The organism is Microvirga tunisiensis (assembly GCF_009296175.1).
GTDB lineage: Bacteria > Pseudomonadota > Alphaproteobacteria > Rhizobiales > Beijerinckiaceae > Microvirga > Microvirga tunisiensis.
In genome coordinates, this window is record NZ_VOSK01000665.1 from 1 (window position 1) to 1,840 (window position 1,840).

At 60.3% G+C, this 1,840-nt stretch carries 3 protein-coding genes; all 3 read left to right on the top strand.

Annotated elements, in window-relative coordinates; genetic code table 11:
- Window positions 1–252 (top strand): response regulator (locus FS320_RS47400; protein ID WP_476738995.1); only part of this gene is annotated, 252 nt, incomplete at its 5' end.
- Window positions 253–304: 52 nt separating this feature from the next.
- Window positions 305–1,444: a sensor histidine kinase gene (locus FS320_RS42625; protein ID WP_152718550.1), complete on the top strand. Its 1,140-nt coding sequence runs from the start codon at window positions 305–307 to the stop codon at window positions 1,442–1,444.
- Between the two features lie 82 nt (window positions 1,445–1,526).
- Window positions 1,527–1,721: a hypothetical protein gene (locus FS320_RS42630; protein WP_152718551.1), complete on the top strand. Its 195-nt coding sequence runs from the start codon at window positions 1,527–1,529 to the stop codon at window positions 1,719–1,721.
- Window positions 1,722–1,840 lie beyond the last annotated feature (119 nt).

Sequence of the window (1,840 nt, forward strand, 5' to 3'; positions counted from 1 at the left end):
ATTCTGGATGCGGCTCTGACCGATGGTTCCTGTCGCGAGATCGCCCTGGAGCTAACCCGTCGCGAGGTCCCGTTCCTGATCTACTCAGGATACCAAGAGGACCAGCACCTTCTGGCCGAGTTCCAGCTGTCACCTGGATCGAAAAGCCGGTTCCGTGTGCTGTTCTGGTCCAAGCCTGTCAGCAGCTTCTGGTCGGCGGTCTCTAAATTGCCTGGGGAAATCAGCCGCTTCGCTCGAACTAACATAGGTTAAGCACGTTCTCACGGGTGGTCTCAGCGGTAAGTGGCGCGTCGTGGACAACAAAATGCAGCCTGTCTGGACGGAAGATGACCGGCTTGCGGCCCTGCGCAGCTACCGGGTTCTCGACACGCCATCGGAGCCCACCTTCGATGATCTGGTGCAGCTTGCCGCCCGTGCGTGTCAGGCTCCCATTGCCCTGATCAGCCTCATCGACGAGCGCAGGCAGTGGTTCAAAGCTGAGGTGGGGCTTGGTGTTCGTGAGACCCCACTCGACCGCTCGATCTGCCTCAGCGCCATGCTTCAGCCGAGGCTGACCATCATTCCCAGCCTGACTAAGGACCCTCGCTTTGCCCACAACCCGCTGGTGACAGGGGAGCCGCACCTGCGCTTCTATGCCGGGGCGGTGCTGAAAACGCCAGATGGAGTGCCGTTGGGAGCCCTATGTGTGCTCGATTGTATGCCGCGCGATCTAACCGAGGAGCAGGCATCTACCCTCACCGTGCTGGCGCGGCAGGTGATGTCGCAATTGGAGCTACGCCGAGCCATCGCAGAGCGCGATGAGAGGCTGGAGGCCGGTCAGCAGATCGAGCAGCGGCAAACCTTGCTGGTCCGCGAGCTTCACCACAGGGTGAAGAATACCCTGGCCACCGTCCAAGCATTGGTGGGAGCCACGGGTCGGTCCAGCGGCAGCTTTAGGGAGTTCTACCACTCATTCTCGAACCGTATCGTCTCGCTCGCTAAAACTCACAATCTGCTGACCGAAGACTACTGGCAGACGGCCTCGCTGCGGGAGATTGCTCTTACGGAGCTAAAGCCGTTTGCCGAGAGCCGACAGCCCCGCTTCATGCTTATTGGGCCATCGGTCGAGCTATCGGCTGATCTGGCGGTACCGGTTGGCATGGCGCTGCACGAACTGACGGCGAATGCCGTTAGGTACGGGGCTCTGTCGGTTCCTGCTGGATATGTTCAGATTAGATGGAGCGTCGGCGAGAGGGAGGGTGCCAGGAGGCTCCACTTGGAGTGGAGGGAGTTCGGTGGTCCGCCCGTGAATACACCAAGGCATCGAGGGTTTGGCTCGACCCTGCTCCAGCGGGTTCTGCCCATGCAGTGTCAAGCCGAGGTGGAGGTTCAGTATGACCGGGAGGGGTTGCAGTTCCAGATGAACGCACCCTTAGTCGAGCAGCGACTGGTTCCAGCTTATTAGATTGGTTGCTGACAGACCGCTGTTCCTAATGCCACGCTGGGTGTAAGCTAACCTCAAGAACAAGAACTGAGGGAGGCGTACCATGTCACATGCCCCGGTTCACGAACCAGCGGCCCTGTCCCCGCCTGATCCTGGCACTCTGAGCACAGAGATACAACGGGTGCTGACCGCGCTGGCCGACGTTGAAGCCTGTTACGAGAACGACCGTGAATGCCTCAAGGGCTGGTCTGGCCCTGAGGCGATCAGAGTGCGCCTCGTCGAGCAGCTTGTGTCATAGGGCGGTGAATACTGCCTGATTGTGGGCCTCGAAAATTCCCTAGCTGATGCCCTGCCGTCGCGGCCTGAGCCACGCTCTCGCCGTGCAGGCGCTCCCGCCATCGTCGATGATTCTCTCCG